This is a genomic window from Comamonas sp. DB36, assembly GCF_057914905.1.
On sequence record NZ_CP196631.1, the window covers coordinates 305996 to 320907 of the forward strand.

General features: G+C 59.9%; 10 protein-coding genes and 5 tRNA genes. All 15 read left to right on the forward strand.

Going from position 1 to position 14912, the window contains the following annotated elements:
• Positions 1-68 precede the first annotated feature (68 nt).
• The 15 genes from ACSVDO_RS01480 (at position 69) to rpoC (ending at position 14852) form a co-directional block, all read left to right on the forward strand.
• Positions 69-782, forward strand: a complete 714-nt coding sequence (locus tag ACSVDO_RS01480) for a TetR family transcriptional regulator (protein WP_489594670.1) — start codon at positions 69-71, stop codon at positions 780-782.
• A 74-nt stretch (positions 783-856) separates the two neighbouring features.
• Positions 857-932, forward strand: a tRNA-Arg gene (locus ACSVDO_RS01485).
• 84 nt (positions 933-1016) lie between these two features.
• Positions 1017-1102 (forward strand) — tRNA-Tyr (locus ACSVDO_RS01490).
• Positions 1103-1157: 55 nt separating this feature from the next.
• Positions 1158-1231: transfer RNA gene (locus ACSVDO_RS01495), tRNA-Gly, on the forward strand.
• A gap of 47 nt (positions 1232-1278) precedes the next feature.
• Positions 1279-1353: transfer RNA gene (locus ACSVDO_RS01500), tRNA-Thr, on the forward strand.
• A gap of 75 nt (positions 1354-1428) precedes the next feature.
• Positions 1429-2619, forward strand: coding sequence for an elongation factor Tu (tuf, locus tag ACSVDO_RS01505; protein ID WP_489594656.1), 1191 nt, complete (start codon positions 1429-1431; stop codon positions 2617-2619).
• Positions 2620-2631: 12 nt separating this feature from the next.
• A tRNA-Trp gene (locus ACSVDO_RS01510) sits at positions 2632-2707 on the forward strand.
• A gap of 87 nt (positions 2708-2794) precedes the next feature.
• A complete protein-coding gene (gene secE, locus ACSVDO_RS01515) occupies positions 2795-3178 on the forward strand; it encodes a preprotein translocase subunit SecE (protein ID WP_489594671.1) in 384 nt (127 codons plus the stop codon).
• On the forward strand, positions 3178-3771 hold the full coding sequence (gene nusG, locus ACSVDO_RS01520; protein ID WP_489594672.1) for a transcription termination/antitermination protein NusG: 594 nt from the start codon (positions 3178-3180) through the stop codon (positions 3769-3771). The genes secE and nusG overlap by 1 nt, the downstream gene beginning before the upstream one ends.
• A gap of 136 nt (positions 3772-3907) precedes the next feature.
• A complete protein-coding gene (gene rplK / locus ACSVDO_RS01525; protein WP_159915168.1) occupies positions 3908-4339 on the forward strand; it encodes a 50S ribosomal protein L11 in 432 nt (143 codons plus the stop codon).
• 1 nt (position 4340) lies between these two features.
• Positions 4341-5036 carry a 50S ribosomal protein L1 gene (rplA, locus tag ACSVDO_RS01530; RefSeq protein WP_489594673.1) on the forward strand — a complete coding sequence of 232 codons (696 nt, stop codon included), beginning with the start codon at positions 4341-4343 and terminating at the stop codon, positions 5034-5036.
• A 237-nt stretch (positions 5037-5273) separates the two neighbouring features.
• On the forward strand, positions 5274-5801 hold the full coding sequence (gene rplJ / locus ACSVDO_RS01535) for a 50S ribosomal protein L10 (protein ID WP_159915164.1): 528 nt from the start codon (positions 5274-5276) through the stop codon (positions 5799-5801).
• Positions 5802-5841: 40 nt separating this feature from the next.
• The gene (rplL, locus tag ACSVDO_RS01540; protein WP_489594674.1) at positions 5842-6216 is read left to right on the forward strand and encodes a 50S ribosomal protein L7/L12; all 375 of its coding nucleotides are present in this window, start codon (positions 5842-5844) and stop codon (positions 6214-6216) included.
• A gap of 275 nt (positions 6217-6491) precedes the next feature.
• Positions 6492-10604, forward strand: a complete 4113-nt coding sequence (gene rpoB / locus ACSVDO_RS01545; RefSeq protein ID WP_489594675.1) for a DNA-directed RNA polymerase subunit beta — start codon at positions 6492-6494, stop codon at positions 10602-10604.
• A 21-nt stretch (positions 10605-10625) separates the two neighbouring features.
• A complete protein-coding gene (gene rpoC, locus ACSVDO_RS01550; protein ID WP_489594676.1) occupies positions 10626-14852 on the forward strand; it encodes a DNA-directed RNA polymerase subunit beta' in 4227 nt (1408 codons plus the stop codon).
• Positions 14853-14912 lie beyond the last annotated feature (60 nt).

Sequence of the window (14912 nt, forward strand, 5' to 3'; positions counted from 1 at the left end):
TGACCTCAGCGCGCTTCCCGCGCACTACTGTGTACACGACGCGCGTTACAGATAATTGGAGAAATGTCATGGCCCGTAGAACCAAAGAAGATGCGGTAGCGACGCGCAATGCCTTGCTCGATGCCGCAGAGCAGGTTTTCCTGGCGCAAGGCGTTTCCCAGTCGTCGCTGGCGGCCATTGCCAAGCAGGCGGGCGCGACGCGTGGCGCGGTCTATTGGCACTTCAAGGACAAGCTCGACCTGTTCAACGCGATGATCGACCGCGTGACCATGCCGCTGGATCAGGTGATGTATGGCGGCGTGGGGCAGTTCGCGGGGGCCGCGCCCTTGCCGCGCATGTGCCGCGTGATGTATCTGTTGCTCAACGGACTGGTGACCGACGACCGCATCCGCCGCGTGTTCACCATCATGAGGCACCGCGTCGAATTCGTCGGCGAGCTCGCAGCATTGCAGATCCGGCATACCTCTTCACTGAATGACTTCACGCGCCAGCTCGCACTCGACTTCGCGGCCGTGGCCGAGCAGGAAGGCCTGACGCTGAATTACCCGCCGCAACTGCTGGCCACGGGCCTGCGCTCGCTGCTCGATGGTCTGATGCATTCGTGGCTCATGGGGGTCGAAGGCTTCGATCTGGAGAAAGACGGCTTTGCGGCCATACAGGTCTACCTCGTGGGTGCGGGCCTGCCGCAGGCGGCGGTACGCGCGGCCTTCGAGGAGGCGCTGTCCGTGCCTTGCCCCTTGCCTGGAGATGCACGCGTGCCGTGCGGATATATGGATCGCTAGGGATCCTGGCCGGCTTCTGGGAATTTCACGCAAAGTCGTGCGACAATGCCGCTTGCTTTGGACTTCGGTCCGGGGCGGCTGTAGCTCAGTGGATAGAGTATTGGCCTCCGAAGCCAAGGGTCGTGGGTTCGATCCCCGCCAGCCGCACCAGTCTTGTACGAAAGTACAAAACAAAGCGAAAAAAATAGCAGATTTGTTTTTGATCTCAAAAATGCTGCTACAATCGAATTCTTCGGAGGGGTGCCCGAGTGGCTAAAGGGGGCAGACTGTAAATCTGTTGGCTTACGCCTACACTGGTTCGAATCCAGTCCCCTCCACCAGTTTTTGGTTGAAGAGTTTGAAGATGCTTATGCCAGCATCGACGCACAGAAAAGTGCGGGAGTAGTTCAATGGTAGAACCCTAGCCTTCCAAGCTAATGACGCGGGTTCGATTCCCGTCTCCCGCTCCAATTTGTGTGTAGCGTTTTTTTTTGAATCGTCGCAAGACGATTTGAATGCCCATGTGGCTCAGTGGCAGAGCACTCCCTTGGTAAGGGAGAGGTCGCGGGTCCGATTCCCGCCATGGGCACCAGCTTTCTGGTGCTTCCGCTAGATGGTTGCGCCGAGTCCTGTTGTTTAGTTAAAGATTTTTTTCGGAGTCGGAAAAATGGCAAAAGGAAAATTCGAGCGCACCAAGCCCCACGTCAACGTGGGCACCATTGGTCACGTTGACCATGGCAAGACGACACTGACGGCTGCTATCGCTACCGTCCTGTCGGCCAAGTTTGGTGGCGAAGCCAAGAAGTACGACGAAATCGACAAGGCGCCTGAAGAAAAGGCCCGTGGTATCACCATCAATACCTCGCACGTCGAATACGAAACCGCAGGTCGCCACTACGCGCACGTTGACTGCCCAGGCCACGCCGACTATGTGAAGAACATGATCACCGGCGCTGCTCAAATGGACGGCGCTATCCTGGTTTGCTCGGCAGCTGACGGCCCAATGCCCCAGACCCGCGAGCACATCCTGCTGGCCCGTCAGGTTGGCGTTCCTTACATCATCGTGTTCCTGAACAAGTGCGACATGGTTGATGACGAAGAGCTGCTGGAACTGGTGGAAATGGAAGTCCGCGAGCTGCTGGACAAGTACAACTTCCCTGGCGACGACACCCCGATCATCCGTGGTTCGGCCAAGCTGGCTCTGGAAGGCGACAAGGGTCCTCTGGGCGAACAAGCCATCGAAAAGCTGGCCGACGCTCTGGACACGTACATCCCTGAGCCAGAGCGCGCAGTGGACGGCGCTTTCCTGATGCCCGTGGAAGACGTGTTCTCGATCTCCGGTCGTGGTACCGTGGTGACGGGCCGTATCGAGCGCGGCATCATCAAGGTCGGCGAAGAAATCGAAGTCGTCGGTATCCGCGACACGCAAAAGACCACCTGCACCGGCGTGGAAATGTTCCGCAAGCTGCTGGACCAAGGTCAAGCCGGCGACAACGTTGGCCTGCTGCTGCGCGGCACCAAGCGTGAAGACGTCGAGCGCGGCCAAGTGCTGTGCAAGCCCGGTTCGATCAAGCCCCACACCCACTTCACCGCTGAAGTGTACGTGTTGAGCAAGGACGAAGGCGGCCGCCACACGCCTTTCTTCAACAACTACCGTCCCCAGTTCTACTTCCGTACCACGGACGTGACCGGTGCGATCGAGTTGCCTGAAGGCAAGGAAATGGTCATGCCTGGCGACAACGTGTCGATCACGGTCAAGCTGATTGCCCCCATCGCCATGGAAGAAGGCCTGCGCTTCGCCATCCGCGAAGGTGGTCGTACCGTTGGCGCCGGTGTGGTTGCCAAGGTGCTGGCATAATAGATAGGTTCTAGGGGTATAGCTCAATTGGCAGAGCGTCGGTCTCCAAAACCGAAGGTTGTAGGTTCGATTCCTACTGCCCCTGCCACCTCGGTGGTGAAATAAAAAAGCCCGCCAGAATCTGGCGGGCTTCAGCGTCTTCGGCGTGGCGCGATGAGCGCGAGAGAAATCATATATGGCCACAAGTCAGGTTGAAACAGTTAGTTCCGCTGCCGATAAGGCGAAGCTTGCCGCAGTAGCGGCTTTGGTCGTTGCTGCGATTGCCGGTTTCTACCTGCTCTCCAAGCAAGGCCCGCTGGCGCAATGGGGCGTGCTGATCGTCGGTCTGGTGGCGGCTGCTGGTGTATTCCTGGTGTCCGAGCCAGGCAAGCAGTTCGTGGGCTTTGCCCGCGACGCCTGGCGCGAAGTCAAGAAGGTTGTCTGGCCCACCCGCAAGGAAACGATGCAGATGACGGCCTACGTCTTTGTGTTCGTGGTGGTCATGGCCCTGTTCCTGTGGCTGACCGACAAGACACTGGAGTGGGTTTTGTACGATCTGATTTTGGGCTGGAGGAAGTAATGACAGATGCTGTCGAAATGGGCGTAGCAGAAACCACGGGTTCTGCTCCCGCAGCCAATCCTGACCTGCGTTGGTACATCGTTCATGCGTATTCGGGCATGGAAAAAGCGGTCGAGCGCAACATCACCGAACGCATCATGCGTGCCGGTATGGAAAACAAGTTCGGTCGCATCCTGGTGCCCACCGAAGAAGTCGTCGAAATCAAGAACGGCCAGCGCAAGACGACCGAGCGTCGCTTGTTCCCTGGCTATGTGTTCGTCGAAATGATCATGGAAGACGACACCTGGCATCTGGTCAAGCACACCAACAAGGTGACCGGTTTCGTCGGCGGTGCAAAGAACCGCCCTGCACCCATCTCGGAAGAGGAAGTGCAGAAGATCGTGAGCCAGATGCAGGAAGGCACGGACAAGCCGCGCCACAAGGTCGAATTCATGGCTGGCGAACTGGTGCGCGTCAAGGACGGTCCGTTCACCGACTTCAACGGCTCGGTCGAAGAAGTCAATTACGAGAAGAATCGCCTGCGCGTGTCGGTGATGATTTTCGGTCGCTCGACTCCGGTCGAACTCGAATTTTCCCAGGTCGAAAAAACCTGAGATCCGCATGAGGCCCAGGCCTCATGTTTTTGTGTTTTCGCGCCTCTCGGCTCGGTGCGGAATTTTTTCAAGAGTCGTTAAACCCCGGGGAGCTGCAAGCGAGAGCCTGCAGCGTTAAAACCCGCAAGGAGCAATCATGGCGAAAAAAATCGTCGGCTTCATCAAGCTGCAAGTCCCAGCTGGTAAGGCCAACCCATCCCCACCAATCGGTCCCGCACTGGGCCAACGTGGCCTCAACATCATGGAGTTCTGCAAGGCGTTCAACGCCCAGACCCAAGGTGTCGAGCCAGGTCTGCCTTTGCCCGTGGTCATCACGGCTTTTGCTGACAAGAGCTTCACCTTCATCATCAAGACCCCGCCTGCGACGGTCCTGATCAAGAAGGCGATCAAGTTGGACAAGGGTTCCGCGAACCCCAACAAGGTCAAGGTCGGCAAGATCACCCGTGATCAGCTGGTTGAGATTGCTAACACCAAGCTCAAAGACATGAACGCCGCCGACGTGGACGCTGCCGTCCGTACGCTGGCTGGTTCCGCCCGTTCGATGGGCGTTCTGGTGGAGGGTTTGTAAAATGGCCAAGTTGACCAAGAAGCAAAAAGCCTTCGAAGGCAAAGTTGACGCGAACAAGCTGTACGCATTCGCTGAAGCCGTCGTGCTGGTGAAAGAAGCTGCAACTGCCAAGTTCGATGAATCCATCGACGTGGCCGTGCAACTGGGCGTGGACGCAAAGAAGTCGGACCAAGTGGTGCGCGGCGCTGTCGTGCTGCCTCACGGTACCGGCAAGACCACCCGCGTTGCGGTGTTCGCACAAGGTGCCAAGGCTGAAGAAGCCAAGGCTGCCGGCGCCGACATCGTTGGTATGGACGACCTGGCCGCCATGGTCAAGGCCGGCGACATGCCTTTCGACGTGGTGATCGCTGCTCCCGACGCAATGCGCGTCGTGGGTACGCTGGGTCAGATCCTGGGCCCCCGCGGCCTGATGCCTAACCCCAAGGTTGGCACTGTGACTCCCGACGTCGCCACGGCCGTGAAGAACGCCAAGGCTGGTCAAGTCCAGTACCGTGTCGACAAGGCTGGTATCGTGCACAGCACCATCGGCCGTCGCTCGTTCGACAACGAAAAGCTGCAGGGCAACCTGGCTGCTCTGATCGACGCCCTGAACAAGTCCAAGCCCGCTACGAGCAAGGGCCTGTACCTGCGCAAGGTGGCAGTTTCCTCGACGATGGGCGTGGGCGTTCGCGTCGACACCCAGACCATCGCAGCGTAATTGCAAAAAATCTTCAGACCGGTTCTCGGACCGGTCTGATGTGGTGGGCTGTGGTCTTGCGTCTCGACGCGAACCGCAGGCCATCCAAGACCGTTGGTGCACGGCTGTGCTTAAACCCGAATGGGCCAACGCAGATGGCGATCCCGCTGCAGATGGAAGTATTTCCTCAACAGTTGGTCGCTGCAACAAGAGCGCGTACGAAGGATTTTCCGACGTATGCATTTTAAGGAGTAGACCTTGAGTCTTAATCGCAGTGAGAAAGAAGCGGTCATTTCCGAAGTGACCAGCCTCGCCGCTAAAGCTCAAACGCTTGTGATCGCGGAATACCGTGGCATCACGGTCGCCGACATGACCAAACTGCGTGCTGATGCTCGCAGCAAGGGTGTGAGCCTGAGCGTGTTGAAGAACACCCTGGCCCGCCGTGCTGTCGCCGGTAGCGCGTTTGACGTGGTGGCTGACCAGATGACTGGTCCGCTCATCTATGGCTTCTCTGAAGACGCAGTGGCCGCCGCTAAGGTGGTGGCCGACTTCGCGAAAACCAACACCAAGTTGGTCATTCGCGCAGGCGCTTTCGGTGGCAAGGCCCTGGATGTCGAAGGCGTGAAGCAACTGGCAAACATTCCTTCCAAGGAAGTTTTGCTGGCACAAGTGTGCGGCTTGCTTATGTCCCCCATGTCGCGTACGGCCGTTGTGCTGGGCGCGCTGGCGGCAAAGCGGAGCGAAGGCGTTGCCGAAGTGGCAGCCGAAGAAACTGCTGCGGCCTGAGCGCCCGGTAGTCAACCAACAAAATTGTTAGGAAATCAAAATGGCATTCGATAAAGACGCATTCTTGACCGCGCTGGACAGCATGACGGTTCTGGAACTCAATGACCTGGTGAAGGCCATTGAAGAGAAGTTTGGCGTGAGCGCTGCCGCTATGGCTGCCCCCGCTGCTGCTGGTGGCGGTGCTGCTGCTGCTGCTGAAGAGAAGACCGAATTCAACGTCGTTCTGCTCGAAGCTGGCGCCAACAAGGTGTCCGTGATCAAGGCTGTGCGCGAAATCACCGGCCTGGGTCTGAAGGAAGCCAAGGACCTGGTCGACGGCGCTCCCAAGAACGTGAAGGAAGCGATCGCCAAGGCTGACGCCGAAGCCGCTCTGAAGAAGCTGGTGGAAGCCGGTGCAAAGGCTGAAGTCAAGTAATTGACGTCATTCCCTAGGCTGGAGTGCCCGCAAGGCGCTCCAGCCTTTGGCGCTTATGGAACTTGTTTCCAGAACGCACCAGAAAGCGGTCGCGAAAGCGAGCGCTTTTTAGTGTCTTCTGACAACCCGACAGCAGAAGACGCCTTGGTTCGGGCGGTGTGCAAGGCACCGTCGTCAGCCATGGTTGGTAGTGGCCAACCGCCAAGCCCGCAGGGAGCTTTCCATGTGGGGCAGTCGTCGAAGACCCAGGACTCATGTCTTTGCCCGGAGATCTCATGGCCTATTCTTACACCGAACGCAAGCGGATTCGCAAAAGTTTCGGCAGCCGCGATAGCGTGCTCGAAGTGCCGTATCTGCTCCAGATGCAAAAGGACGCCTATACCGCGTTTTTGCAAGCAGATTCAGCCCCCAAAAAACGTACCCACGAAGGTCTGCAAGCAGCTTTCAACGCTGCGTTCCCCATCGTCTCGCACAACGGTTTTGTGGAGATGAAGTTTGTCGAGTACAACCTTGCCAAGCCCGCATTTGACGTGCGCGAATGCCAGACCCGCGGTCTGACCTTCGCCTCGGCCGTGCGTGCCAAGGTTCAGCTCATCATTTACGATCGCGAATCCTCGACCAGCCAATCCAAGGTGGTCAAGGAAGTGAAGGAACAAGAGGTCTACATGGGCGAAGTGCCCCTGATGACCGAAAAGGGTTCCTTCATCATCAACGGCACGGAACGTGTGATCGTTTCGCAGCTGCATCGTTCGCCTGGCGTGTTCTTCGAACACGACAAGGGCAAGACGCATAGCTCGGGCAAGCTGCTGTTCTCGGCACGCATCATCCCTTACCGCGGTTCCTGGCTGGACTTCGAGTTCGACCCCAAGGACATGCTGTACTTCCGCGTCGACCGTCGCCGCAAGATGCCGGTCACGATCCTGCTCAAGGCCATCGGCCTGACGCCTGAGTCCATCCTCGCCAACTTCTTCGTCAACGACAATTTCCGTCTGATGGACAGTGGCGCGCAGATGGAATTCGTGTCCGAGCGCCTGCGTGGCGAAGTCGCACGTTTCGACATCACCGACAAGTCGGGCAAGGTCATCGTCGCCAAGGACAAGCGCGTCACCGCGCGCCACACGCGCGAACTCGAGCAATCGGGCACCAAGTTCATCAGCGTGCCTGAGGACTTCCTGATCGGCCGCGTGGCAGCCCGCCACATCGTCGACCCCGATACCGGTGAAATCATTGCCAAGGCCAATGAAGAGCTGACCGAAGCGCTGCTCAAGAAGCTGCGCAGCGCCGGCGTTCAAGACCTGCAGTGCATCTACACCAACGAACTCGACCAGGGCGCCTACATCTCGCAGACGCTGCGCATCGATGAGACGGCCGACGAATTCGCCGCCCGTGTCGCGATCTATCGCATGATGCGTCCCGGCGAGCCGCCAACCGAAGATGCAGTCCAGGCCCTGTTCCAGCGCCTGTTCTACAACCCCGATACGTACGATCTGTCGCGCGTCGGCCGCATGAAGTTCAACGCCAAGGTCGGCCGCGATGGCGCGACCGGCCCGATGGTGCTGTCCAACGAAGACATCCTGGCCGTGGTCAAGATCCTCGTCGACCTGCGCAACGGCAACGGCGAAGTCGATGACATCGATCACCTGGGCAACCGCCGCGTGCGTTGCGTGGGCGAACTCGCCGAAAACCAGTACCGCACGGGTCTGGCACGTATCGAGAAGGCCGTGAAGGAACGTCTGGGTCAGGCCGAGCAAGAGCCGCTGATGCCGCACGACCTGATCAACAGCAAGCCGATCTCGGCGGCGTTGAAGGAATTCTTCGGTGCCTCGCAGCTGTCGCAGTTCATGGACCAGACCAACCCTCTGGCCGAAATCACCCACAAGCGCCGTGTTTCGGCCCTTGGCCCGGGTGGTCTGACGCGCGAGCGTGCAGGCTTCGAAGTGCGTGACGTGCACGTGACCCACTACGGTCGCGTCTGCCCAATTGAGACGCCTGAAGGTCCAAACATCGGCCTGATCAACTCGCTGGCCCTGTATGCGCGCCTGAACGAGTACGGCTTCATCGAAACGCCTTACCGTCGCGTGAGCGAAGGCAAGGTCACTGCCGAAATCGATTACCTCTCGGCAATCGAAGAAGGCAAGTACATCATCGCCCAGGCCAACGCCGAACTCGACGCCGAAGGCCGCCTCACGGGCGAGCTGATCTCGGCGCGCGAAAAGGGTGAATCGACGCTGATCTCCGCCGACCGCGTCCAGTACATGGACGTGTCGCCCGCGCAGATCGTTTCGGTTGCTGCCTCGCTGATTCCCTTCCTCGAACACGATGACGCGAACCGCGCATTGATGGGCGCCAACATGTCGCGCCAGGCCGTGCCTGTGCTGCGTCCTGAAAAGCCCATGGTCGGCACCGGTATCGAACGCGTTGCCGCGGTCGACTCGGGCACGGTCGTGACGGCCACCCGCGGCGGTATCGTGGATTACGTCGATGCCACCCGCATCGTGATCCGCGTGAACGACGTCGAAGCCGTGGCCGGTGAAGTCGGTGTGGACATCTACAACCTGATCAAGTACCAGCGTTCCAACCAGAACACCAACATCCATCAGCGTCCCGTCGTCAAGCGCGGCGACCTGCTGGCCAAGGGTGATGTGATTGCCGACGGCGCGTCCACCGACCTGGGCGAAATCGCCATCGGTCAGAACATGCTGATCGCGTTCATGCCCTGGAACGGCTACAACTTCGAGGATTCGATCCTGATCAGCGAGCGCGTGGTGGCCGAAGACCGCTACACCTCGATCCATATCGAAGAACTCGTCGTGATGGCGCGCGACACCAAGCTCGGTGCCGAAGAAATCACACGCGACATTCCGAACCTGTCGGAACAGCAGCTGAACCGCCTCGACGAGTCGGGCATCATCTACGTGGGTGCCGAAGTCCAGCCTGGCGACACGCTGGTGGGCAAGGTCACCCCCAAGGGTGAGACCACGCTGACGCCTGAAGAGAAGCTGCTGCGCGCGATTTTCGGCGAGAAGGCTTCGGACGTGAAGGACACCTCGCTGCGCGTGGATCAAGGCAGCTCCGGCACCGTGATCGACGTTCAGGTCTTCACGCGTGAAGGCATCCAGCGCGACAAGCGCGCCCAGCAGATCATCGACGATGAACTCAAGCGCTTCCGCCTGGACCTGAACGACCAGCTGCGCATTGTTGAAGCCGACGCGTTCGACCGTATCGAGAAGCTGCTGATCGGCCGCGTCGCCAACGGTGGACCGCAAAAGCTGGCCAAGGGCGCCAAGCTCGACAAGGCCTATCTGGACGGCGTCGAGAAGTTCCACTGGTTCGACATCCGCCCCGCGGAAGACGACGTTGCGGCACAGCTCGAGTCGATCAAGAACTCGCTGGAGCAGACGCGCCACAGCTTCGACCTGGCTTTCGAAGAAAAGCGCAAGAAGCTCACGCAAGGCGACGAGCTGCCCGCGGGCGTGCTGAAGATGGTCAAGGTCTACCTGGCCGTCAAGCGTCGCCTGCAGCCTGGTGACAAGATGGCCGGCCGTCACGGCAACAAGGGTGTGGTCTCGAAGATCACGCCCGTCGAAGACATGCCTTTCATGGCCGACGGCACCACCGCCGACATCGTGTTGAACCCGCTGGGCGTGCCTTCGCGGATGAACATCGGTCAGGTGCTCGAAGTCCATCTGGGCTGGGCCGGCAAGGGTATCGGTCAACGCATTGGCGACATGCTGCAGGCAGAAGCCAAGGCCACCGAAATGCGTGAATTCCTGGAACAGGTTTACAACTCGCGCGGCCGCCAGGAAGACCTGTCGCAGCTGAACGACACGGAAATCATGTCCATGGCGGAGAACCTGAAGACCGGCGTGCCGTATGCAACGCCCGTGTTCGACGGCGCTTCCGAAAAGGAAATCCAGGACATGCTGGCTCTGGCCTACCCGCCGGAAATCGCAGCGCGCAAGGGTCTGACCGAAAGCCTGACCCAGGCGTACCTGTTCGACGGCCGCAGCGGTGAACGCTTCGAACGTCCGACGACGATCGGCTACATGCACTACCTGAAGCTGCATCACCTGGTCGACGACAAGATGCATGCCCGCTCCACCGGCCCTTACTCGCTGGTCACGCAACAGCCTCTGGGCGGTAAAGCCCAGTTCGGCGGTCAGCGTTTCGGTGAAATGGAAGTGTGGGCGCTGGAAGCTTACGGCGCCGCCTACGTGCTGCAGGAAATGCTGACTGTGAAGTCCGATGACGTGGTGGGCCGTACCAAGGTGTACGAATCCATCGTCAAGGGCGAACACTCCATCGAAGCCGGCATGCCCGAATCGTTCAACGTGCTGGTCAAGGAAATCCGTTCGCTGGGCCTGGACATCGAGCTGGAACGCTCCTAAGCGGAAAAGGAAAGAGTCACTATGAAATCGCTACTCGACCTATTCAAGCAATTCACGCCGGATGAGCACTTTGATGCCATCCGCATCGGCATGGCTTCGCCCGAAAAGATCCGTTCGTGGTCTTTCGGCGAAGTGAAGAAGCCCGAAACCATCAACTACCGCACGTTCAAGCCCGAACGCGACGGCCTGTTCTGCGCCAAGATTTTTGGTCCCATCAAGGACTACGAATGCCTGTGCGGCAAGTACAAGCGCCTCAAGCACCGCGGTGTGATCTGCGAGAAGTGCGGCGTTGAAGTCACGCAAACCAAGGTGCGTCGCGAGCGCATGGGTCACATCGACCTGGCCGCGCCCTGCGCCCACATCTGGTTCCTGAAGTCGCTGCCTTCGCGTCTGGGCCTGGTGCTCGACATGACGCTGCGCGACATCGAACGCGTGCTGTACTTCGAAGCCTACGTGGTCACCGACCCCGGCATGACTCCGCTGAAGAAGTTCGGCATCATGTCCGAGGACGACTACGACGCCAAGCGCAAGGAATACGGCGATGAATTCATCGCCAAGATGGGCGCCGAAGGCATCAAGGACCTGCTGGAGTCGATCGACATCGAGATCGAGATCGACAAGCTGCGCAACGATCTGACGGGTTCCGAAGTCAAGATCAAGAAGAACGCCAAGCGCCTCAAGCTGCTCGAAGCATTCAAGAAGTCGGGCATCAAGCCCGGCTGGATGGTGCTCGAAGTGCTGCCCGTGCTGCCACCGGACCTGCGTCCGCTGGTGCCGCTGGACGGCGGCCGCTTTGCGACTTCCGACCTGAACGACCTGTATCGCCGCGTCATCAACCGCAACAGCCGTCTGCGCCGTCTGCTGGAACTGAAGGCACCGGAAATCATTGCGCGCAACGAGAAGCGCATGCTGCAGGAAGCCGTCGACAGCTTGCTGGACAACGGTCGCCGCGGCAAGGCCATGACGGGCGCCAACAAGCGTGCGCTGAAGTCGCTGGCCGACATGATCAAGGGCAAGAGCGGTCGTTTCCGTCAGAACTTGCTGGGCAAGCGCGTGGACTACTCCGGTCGTTCCGTGATTACCGTGGGTCCTTACCTCAAGCTGCACCAGTGCGGTCTGCCCAAGCTGATGGCGCTGGAGCTGTTCAAGCCTTTCATCTTCTCGCGCCTCGAAGCCATGGGCATCGCGACGACGATCAAGGCCGCCAAGAAGGAAGTCGAATCCGGCACCCCCGTGGTCTGGGACATCCTGGAAGAGGTCATCAAGGAACACCCCGTGATGCTCAACCGTGCGCCTACGCTGCACCGTTTGGGTATCCAGGCCTTCGAGCCCATCCTGATCGAAGGCAAGGCCATCCAGCTGCACCCCCTCGTCTGCGCGGCGTTCAACGCCGACTTCGACGGTGACCAGATGGCTGTCCACGTCCCGCTGTCGGTGGAAGCACAGATGGAAGCCCGCACGCTGATGCTGGCCTCCAACAACGTGCTGTTCCCGGCTTCGGGCGAACCTTCCATTGTTCCTTCGCAGGACGTTGTGCTGGGCCTGTACCACGCAACCCGCGAGCGCATCAACGGCAAGGGCGAAGGCATGGTCTTCGCCGACATCGGTGAAGTGCAGCGTGCGCTCGACTCCGACCAGGTCGAACTGGCGGCGAAGATCAACGTGCGCATGACCGAGTGGACCAAGAACAAGGCAACGGGCGAATTCGAGTCCGAAACCAAGATCGTGGAAACCACCGTCGGCCGCGCACTGCTGTCGGAAATTCTTCCCAAGGGCCTGCCGTTCAGCAACATGAACAAGGCGCTGAAGAAGAAGGAAATCTCCAAGCTCATCAACACCTCGTTCCGCAAGTGCGGTCTGAAGGCGACGGTGGTGTTTGCCGACAAGCTGCTGCAAAACGGTTTCCGTCTGTCGACGCACGCCGGTATTTCCATCGCCATTGGCGACATGCTGGTTCCGCCGCAAAAGCCCGAGATCATCGGTCGCGCCGAAGCCGAAGTGAAGGAAATCCAGCAGCAGTACGTCTCCGGTCTGGTGACGTCCGGCGAGCGCTACAACAAGGTCGTGGACATCTGGGGCAAGGCCGGTGACGAAGTCTCCAAGGTCATGATGCAACAGCTGGCCAAGGAAAAGACCATCGACCGCCACGGCAACGAAGTCGACCAGGAATCGTTCAACGCGATTTACATGATGGCCGACTCCGGCGCCCGCGGTTCCGCAGCGCAGATTCGCCAGCTGGCCGGCATGCGTGGCCTGATGGCCAAGCCTGACGGCTCGATCATTGAGACGCCTATTACCGCGAACTTCCGCGAAGGCCTCAACGTGTTGCAGTACTTCATCTCCACCCACGGTGCCCGTAAGGGCCTGGCGGATACGGCGCTGAAGACGGCCAATTCGGGTTACCTGACGCGTCGTCTGGTCGACGTGACCCAGGATCTGGTGGTCACCGAGCAGGATTGCGGCACGACCAATGGCACGCTGATGCGCGCCATCGTCGAAGGCGGTGAAGTCATCGAATCGCTGCGCGACCGTATCCTCGGCCGTACCGTGGCCGAAGACGTTCTGAGCCCCGAAACCCGCGCCCTCGTGGTCACGGCCGGCACGCTGCTGGACGAAGACATCATCGAAGGCATGGAAGCCGCTGGCGTCGACGAAGTGAAGGTCCGTACGGCCCTGACCTGCGAAACGCGCTACGGCCTGTGCGCCGCCTGCTACGGCCGCGACTTGGGCCGTGGCGGCCAGATCAACCTCGGCGAAGCCGTCGGTGTGATCGCTGCCCAGTCCATCGGCGAACCCGGCACGCAGCTGACCATGCGTACGTTCCACATCGGTGGTGCGGCTTCGCGTGCGGCAATTGCCTCGAGCGTCGAAGCCAAGTCCAACGGCCTGATCGGTTTCAACCCGACCATGCGCTATGTGACCAACACCCGTGGCGAGCTGGTGGTGATTTCGCGTTCCGGCGAAATCGTCATCCAGGACGAGCACGGCCGCGAGCGCGAACGTCACAAGGTGCCTTACGGTGCCATCCTGACGATCAAGGCCGACCAGGCGATCAAGGCCGGCACCATCCTGGCGAACTGGGATCCGCTGACCCGACCCATCATTACCGAATACGCCGGCAGCGTGCGTTTCGAGAATGTGGAAGAAGGCCTGACGGTTGCCAAGCAGCTTGACGAAGTGACCGGTCTGTCCACGCTGGTGGTGATCGATCCCAAGCGCCGCGGCTCGACCAAGGTGATCCGTCCCCAGGTCAAGCTGATCGACGCGAGCAACCAGGAAGTCAAGATCCCTGGCACCGATCACTCGGTGACCATCGGCTTCCAGGTCGGTGCGCTGATCCAGGTGCGTGACGGTCAGGAAGTGGGCCCCGGCGAAGTGCTGGCCCGTATCCCGGTCGAAGGCCAGAAGACGCGCGACATTACCGGCGGTCTGCCGCGGGTTGCCGAGCTGTTCGAAGCCCGTACGCCAAAGGACAAGGGCACGCTGGCCGAGATGACCGGCACGGTGTCGTTCGGCAAGGAAACCAAGGGCAAGGTCCGCCTGCAGATCACCGATCTGGAAGGCAAGGTCTCCGAAGAGCTGGTTCCCAAGGAACGCAACATTCTGGTCCACGAAGGCCAGGTGGTGAACAAGGGCGAATTGATCGTGGACGGCCCGGCCGACCCGCAAGACATTCTGCGCCTGCTGGGCATCGAAGAGCTGTCGCGCTACATCGTGGACGAAGTCCAGGACGTGTACCGCTTGCAAGGCGTGAAGATCAACGACAAGCACATTGAAGTGATTGTTCGTCAGATGCTGCGCCGCGTGGTGGTCGAGAACCCCGGTGAATCGACCTACATTGCCGGCGAGCAGATCGAGCGCTCGGAGATTCTCAACACCAACGAGAAGCTGCTGGCCGAAGGCAAGATCCCCGCGACGTACTCCAACGTGCTGCTGGGTATCACCAAGGCTTCGCTGTCGACCGATTCGTTCATCTCCGCGGCTTCCTTCCAGGAAACCACCCGCGTGCTCACCGAGGCTGCCATCATGGGCAAGCGCGACGAGCTGCGCGGTCTGAAGGAAAACGTGATCGTCGGCCGCCTGATTCCCGCTGGTACGGGTCTGGCCTACCACCAGGCACGCAAGGCCAAGGACCTGATGGACGACGCCGAGCGCCGCGCCATCGCCGAAGCCGAAGCGGCCGAGCTGGCTGGCATCATCGAAGAAGGTGCCGACACGGTGTCGGTTGGCGATCCTTCGGTGGACTAAAGCAAGCACCCCCTGAGCGGCTTACGCCGGATGGCCGGCCTCCGCTTCCCCCTCTCAACC

Bases quoted from the DNA above. Each gene is read 5' to 3' on its own strand.
- ACSVDO_RS01480 (WP_489594670.1), top strand. From the start codon at position 69: ATGGCCCGTAGAACCAAAGAAGATGCGGTAGCGACGCGCAATGCCTTG.
- tuf (WP_489594656.1), top strand. From the start codon at position 1,429: ATGGCAAAAGGAAAATTCGAGCGCACCAAGCCCCACGTCAACGTGGGC.
- secE (WP_489594671.1), top strand. From the start codon at position 2,795: ATGGCCACAAGTCAGGTTGAAACAGTTAGTTCCGCTGCCGATAAGGCG.
- nusG (WP_489594672.1), top strand. From the start codon at position 3,178: ATGACAGATGCTGTCGAAATGGGCGTAGCAGAAACCACGGGTTCTGCT.
- rplK (WP_159915168.1), top strand. From the start codon at position 3,908: ATGGCGAAAAAAATCGTCGGCTTCATCAAGCTGCAAGTCCCAGCTGGT.
- rplA (WP_489594673.1), top strand. From the start codon at position 4,341: ATGGCCAAGTTGACCAAGAAGCAAAAAGCCTTCGAAGGCAAAGTTGAC.
- rplL (WP_489594674.1), top strand. From the start codon at position 5,842: ATGGCATTCGATAAAGACGCATTCTTGACCGCGCTGGACAGCATGACG.
- rpoB (WP_489594675.1), top strand. From the start codon at position 6,492: ATGGCCTATTCTTACACCGAACGCAAGCGGATTCGCAAAAGTTTCGGC.
- rpoC (WP_489594676.1), top strand. From the start codon at position 10,626: ATGAAATCGCTACTCGACCTATTCAAGCAATTCACGCCGGATGAGCAC.